Raw genomic sequence first — 4,845 nt, forward strand, 5'->3', positions numbered from 1 at the left:
GTTCGTGACTCAGGATGAGGGGGCTAACTGGGCGACTCTGGCCAGCAGCAAGCCCAACAGTGGCTCTGCCACCGTCACCCTGCCGGCCAACCTCACCAGCAGCGTCAGGCTGAAAGTGGCCTGCAGCGACAACATCTTCTTCGCCATCAGCCCGTACAAGTTGCCTGTGGTACAAAGTGGTGAGAACTCGGGCGGGGGCGGTTCGCTCGGTTTCTGGACCCTGGCACTGGCACTACTCGGCTGGCAACGGAGGCGGGCATGAGAGTCACCGGCTTGTTGCTGCTCACACTGCTCGGCGGATGTCAGGCGAATGCCGACCCCCTGGAGCAGGCGGTCAGCGCCAGCCTTGCCAAGCAGGATTACCGGCTGATTGTGCGGGCCGGGCGCGGTGAAGTAGCGCCCGGTATTCCTGCAGAACAGCAGGCGGAGGCCAAGGCGCGCTGTGGTGTACGTTATCTGGATGGACTGGGTGATGTGATAAGGCCCGGTCAGCAAGAGATACATGCCAAGCTGAGGGCCTACGCCAGCGAATATAACCAGCAGATGTTGAAGCATTGCCCTCCTCACTCTGTAAACGATCAGTAATGCCTGGTTATCAAGAGGGAGGTGTAAACCTCCTTCTATTTTTTGTAAATATTGGCGGGGTGAGCCGGCGTTGATGAGGGTTGTTACGCGCAATATCTAACTGATTTTTAAGATTTTATAAAGGAAGCTAAACATAAGTTTTGAGTTATTACCTCCTTTTCAGCCGGGGTGAAAATGCTTTTAAAATGAGGTTCTTATGAATCCTTTATTTGTAACTTTTTGTTTTTAAATGGTTTAATTTTATTTGATTTCTTGTCTGAAAAGTTGAAATGTGACGTACGTCACGTTATCATCGTCAGCTGTTCAGTCAGGTGATTAAAATGATGAAGTTCACAATAAAAGCAATCTCAGTTGTCATCGCAATGTCAGCCAATATCGCGCTGGCATCCCCATGGCATATGGTCGAAAAACGCAGCAAGCCGGCCGATGATACGGTAAGGGCTCGCGTATATAATACATTTGAGGTAGATCCAGATTTTTTAGAAAATCTGCGTGCAGGCCAAACCGTTATTACGCTGCCGTTGCCTGATGGCAATATGGTGCAATATGAATTGGAAGCCTATTCAGTATTACCACCAGTGCTGGCAGAAAAATATCCAGATATCATGACCTATAAAGGACGTGAAGTGGGCAATGCCAGTAATACCGGTCGCTTTGATATTTCACTGCGTGGTTTTAACGGCATGTTTATGCATGCCGGAGAGCAGGTGTTTGTCGATATTCAACGCAATGGTTCTTACGCTGTTTATTACAAAAAAAATGCACCTTCCAGTGATGGGATTAATGAAGTCGTTGAACAGTCTGATATCAAAAAAAAGTTGACGAATGACACGGAGGCCGCTCGCAATGAGATAGGCTATGCTGCGTCTACGCTCAAGGAGTATCGAATTGCATTTTCAACTACTGGGGAATATACCGAGTATTTCAAGGGGAAGGCTCAAGCGCTGGCTTCACTGACAACGTTGGTAAACCGACTTAATGATGTATATGAGCGTGATCTTGGTGCTCGTTTTGTATTGGCAGAGGGAAGTGATACTATCATCTATACGAAAAATGATAGTCCCTTCTATAACGGTGTAAATACAAACTATGTAGCCGGTGTCAGCCCTTGGTATGAGGAGAGTGACAGTAAGAAAAACGGCTATGTGCAGGGGGAAAAAGTTAAGAATAAGGAGCTGGGTTATTTCGATATCGGTCATGTACTGACAACCGCAGATAAATCGGGCGCCGCCACCTTGGGGTCCTTATGCAGCATGGTTGCACAAGACACTGATATTCCGTCAAAGCCGGTTATTTCATTCAGATCGATAGGGCGAACAGGAAATAAAATACCAGAAAGTGACGCCTTCTTTATTGATTTTGTCGCTCATGAAATAGGCCATCAATTTGGTGCCAATCATACCTATAATGCAGGCGTAGGGCAAAGATATAATAAAAAAGCTTTTGAGCCGGGTAGTGGTAGCTCCATTATGGGTTATGCCGGTTTGATAGCGAGCCAAGACTTGCAGCCCCATAGCGAAGCCTATTTTCATAGCGAGTCGATTAAGCAAATGTTAGCGCATATTGCCAAACGTGAAGAGGAGGCGAGTGTTGACGCGAAAAAGATTGCTAACAATCCGAGTTTAGCACCTTTTACTGCACCGTATATGGAACCTCGTTGTGGCATGCTTATTCCGAGAGAAAATGGAGATAATCAGGCGCCGGAAATTATCGAAGTGCCGCAAGTGCATGTAATTCCAAAAGGAGTGGCATTTAGCCTGAGTGGCGAGGGTCATGATGTTGACGGCGATACCCTCACCTATACCTGGGAGCAGGTCGATCTGGGGGACGCGACTACGAGTGGCCATCAATTGAGTTCCGGTCTCCTTGCAACCGGTCCCCTGTATCGCTATGCAGCACCGACAGCATCCTCGGTTCGCCACTTTCCCTCGCTCGCGACTCAGTTGAAAGGGGACGCGGAGAAAGGGGATGTGTGGGTCAATGTGGCTCGCACCCTTAATTTCCGTCTGGTGGCCCGTGATGGCAAGGGGGGCGCTGCCTATGGCGAGACCTCGGTCGAGGTTGTGGATACTGGCTCACGTACCTTCAAAATATTACCGCCCTCTGACCAGCGTATTCTGGTTGGCAGCCCGACCACAATTAACTGGGAAGTGGCGGGTACTGATCGTCATCCGGTCAATTGTCAGCGGGTCGACATCAGTTATAGCAACGATGAAGGCAAGAGCTGGCAGCCGCTGGTTAGCGGTGTGAGCAATAACGGCGCCCATGACGTGACCATACCGGAGCCTGCGGGCACCTCCGTTCGTCTCAAGCTGGCGTGTAGCGACAATATCTTCTATGCCATTACGCCAAAGCTGGCGACCAAAGCGGCTTCCGAGCCCCAGCCCCAGCCTGAAAGCAATGGCGGTGGTGGCGGTGGCGGTTCGACCGGTCTATTCGCGCTGTTTGGTCTTGGTATCGCTGCGCTGCTGCGTCGTCGTGAGGCCGTGAGCCACTAAACCTGATGGCCAAAGGGTGAGGGTTCTCATCTGTGGGATATTCATTATTCAAGCGAAGAGGCTCTAGCCTCTTCGCTTTTTTTGTATGGTTTACAAGGTCACTTTATCGAGCGCACAATGCCTGCAATCATTCTCTTGATGGTCGTGGAACCATTATTTATTTTAAGGAAAATCAAGATGATGGATGTAGCTGATCTGCGCCGTGAATACACCCGGGGCGGATTGCACCGGGCCGATCTGCCAGCCGACCCCCTGGCGCTGTTCGAGAAGTGGCTGGCTCAGGCCTGCGAGGCCAAGTTGACCGATCCCACCGCCATGGTGGTGGCGACCGTGGATGCCGAGGGGCAACCCTGGCAGCGCACCGTGCTGCTCAAGCACTACGATGCAGAGGGGATGGTGTTCTACACCAACATGGGCAGCCGCAAGGCGCACCAGCTGGAGGGCAACCCCCGCATCAGCCTGCTCTTTCCATGGCACACTCTGGACCGTCAGGTGCACGTGACGGGTCGGGTGGAGAAGATGAGCACCTTCGAGGTGATGAAGTACTTCCACAGCCGTCCCAAGGATAGCCAGATAGCCGCCTGGGTTTCCAAGCAGTCGACCCGCATATCGGCGCGTGGCGTGCTGGAGGCCAAATTTCTCGAGCTCAAGCAGAAGTTTGCCAAGGGGGAAGTGCCCTTGCCGAGTTTCTGGGGTGGCTATCGGGTGCGGATCGACACGGTCGAATTTTGGCAGGGTGGCGAACACCGGCTGCACGACCGCTTCTACTACAACCGGGAAGGGGAAGGCTGGCATATAGAGCGGCTGGCGCCCTGATCCCCCGTTTATCCTCTGCAATCCTGTGCTGACAAGGAGTCTGTATGCGTCTATATGGCGATCTGAGATCTGGCAACTGTTACAAGGGGTGGCTGCTGGCCCGCTGGCTGGAGTTGCCCCTCGACTGGGTCCCGGTAGATATCCAAGCCGGCGACAACCAAACCCCGGCCTTTCTGGCCATGAATCCCAACGGCAAGATCCCCGTGCTGGCCATCGATGAAGGGGATGCGCTGGCCGAATCCAACGCCATCCTCTTCTATCTGGCGCAGGGCTCGGCGCTCTGGCCGGCAGAGCCGCGTCAGCAGGCCGAGGTGCTAAAGTGGCTGTTCTTCGAGCAATACAGCCACGAACCCTACATAGCGGTGGCGCGTTTCATCGTCCACTATCTGGGCCGCCCTGAATCCCAGGAGGCGCGGCTCGACGGCCTCAAGGCCGGAGGTGAGCGGGCGCTGGCGGTGATGGAGCAGCAGCTGAAACAGCGCCCTTATCTGTGCGGCGACGCACCGACCATCGCTGATATCGCCCTCTATGCCTACACCCATGTGGCGGAGGAGGGGATCTTCTCCCTGCAGGGTTGGCCCGCCATCCAGGCCTGGATCGCCCGCATCGAGGCTCATCCTCGCCACCTGAGCCTGCCGGCGGCCTGTCAGGGCCGCTGATGGAGCTGCTGATCGAGCGGGCGCTGTGGCAACCCCATTGGGCCCCCGTGCTGCAAGCCTGGCAGCGGCAGGGCCATCGCTGGCAGCTGCTGCTCAGCAAGGAGGCAGAGTCCCACCTGGCAGAGGAGGAGGATCTCTGGTCCGCCTGCCCGCCCGATGGGCTCCTCTTGGCCACTTCGCTGCTGGCCGCCTGGCTCGACGGCGATCTGATCGCAGATGTTCAGGCGGACCCCAGCCGTCAGATCCTCATCAGTGCTTCGGCCTCCCTGCTGACGCTGGCCAAGGAG

The 4,845-nt window shown here is 54.2% G+C and carries 5 protein-coding genes and 1 pseudogene; all 6 read left to right on the forward strand.

The annotated features are described in order from the left end of the window. A partial coding sequence (locus AAC083_RS15215; protein WP_146181691.1) for a GlyGly-CTERM sorting domain-containing protein occupies positions 1 to 262 on the forward strand: 262 nt, incomplete at its 5' end. Continuing rightward, entirely contained in the window at positions 259 to 585 is a 327-nt protein-coding gene (locus AAC083_RS15220) for a hypothetical protein (protein ID WP_108537039.1), read from the forward strand. The genes AAC083_RS15215 and AAC083_RS15220, both read left to right, overlap by 4 nt. Before the next feature lie 320 nt (positions 586 to 905). Further along, positions 906 to 3,083, forward strand: a complete 2,178-nt coding sequence (locus tag AAC083_RS15225; protein WP_108537040.1) for a reprolysin-like metallopeptidase — start codon at positions 906 to 908, stop codon at positions 3,081 to 3,083. Between the two features lie 177 nt (positions 3,084 to 3,260). Beyond that, entirely contained in the window at positions 3,261 to 3,899 is a 639-nt protein-coding gene (gene pdxH / locus AAC083_RS15230) for a pyridoxamine 5'-phosphate oxidase (RefSeq protein ID WP_042034064.1), read from the forward strand. 44 nt (positions 3,900 to 3,943) lie between these two features. Continuing rightward, positions 3,944 to 4,558: a glutathione S-transferase family protein gene (locus tag AAC083_RS15235; RefSeq protein WP_108537041.1), complete on the forward strand. Its 615-nt coding sequence runs from the start codon at positions 3,944 to 3,946 to the stop codon at positions 4,556 to 4,558. Beyond that, a pseudogene (locus tag AAC083_RS15240) lies at positions 4,558 to 4,845 on the forward strand (GNAT family N-acetyltransferase); the annotation flags it as partial. The gene AAC083_RS15235 and the pseudogene AAC083_RS15240, both read left to right, overlap by 1 nt.

It is taken from the genome of Aeromonas sp. HMWF014 (assembly GCF_963878295.1).
GTDB lineage: Bacteria > Pseudomonadota > Gammaproteobacteria > Enterobacterales > Aeromonadaceae > Aeromonas > Aeromonas popoffii.

Excerpts from the sequence above, each read along its gene's own strand:
- AAC083_RS15220 (WP_108537039.1), top strand. The coding sequence starts at position 259 with ATGAGAGTCACCGGCTTGTTGCTGCTCACACTGCTCGGCGGATGTCAG.
- AAC083_RS15225 (WP_108537040.1), top strand. The coding sequence starts at position 906 with ATGATGAAGTTCACAATAAAAGCAATCTCAGTTGTCATCGCAATGTCA.
- pdxH (WP_042034064.1), top strand. The coding sequence starts at position 3,261 with ATGATGGATGTAGCTGATCTGCGCCGTGAATACACCCGGGGCGGATTG.
- AAC083_RS15235 (WP_108537041.1), top strand. The coding sequence starts at position 3,944 with ATGCGTCTATATGGCGATCTGAGATCTGGCAACTGTTACAAGGGGTGG.